Origin of the sequence: Bacillus sp. SIMBA_074 (assembly GCF_046534555.1) — a bacterium.
GTDB classification, from domain to species: Bacteria; Bacillota; Bacilli; order Bacillales; family Bacillaceae_G; genus Bacillus_A; species Bacillus_A mycoides.
In genome coordinates this window covers 1-264 of the sequence record NZ_JAWRYM010000681.1, presented here as the reverse complement: position 1 = coordinate 264, position 264 = coordinate 1, and the positions used below count along the sequence as shown (strand labels likewise).

At 68.2% G+C, this 264-nt stretch carries 1 protein-coding gene; it reads right to left on the bottom strand.

All coding sequences use genetic code 11. From position 1 onward, the window contains the following. On the bottom strand, positions 1 to 264 hold a 264-nt coding region (locus SB773_RS32500), incomplete at both ends, for an aminotransferase class I/II-fold pyridoxal phosphate-dependent enzyme (RefSeq protein WP_410594506.1).

The following is a 264-nucleotide window of genomic DNA, read 5'->3' as shown; positions in this document are numbered from 1 at the left end:
CATGGACGCCAGCAGTCGCACGCCGGAGAGGAACTGGTCATCGGCATGGAACCCGGTGGCCGTCATCCAGGCAGCGCGGTAGCCCGCGACGCGATGGGTCTTCGACAGCCCGGCGAACGTGACGCAGGGCACATCCGGCGCGACCTGCGCGGTGGAGAGGTGCTCGAATCCGGGATAGACGACGCGGTCGTAGATCTCATCGGAGAGCAGGAGGAGCCCATGTCGTCGCGCGAGCTCGGCGATCTGCTCGAGCACCTCGCGCCC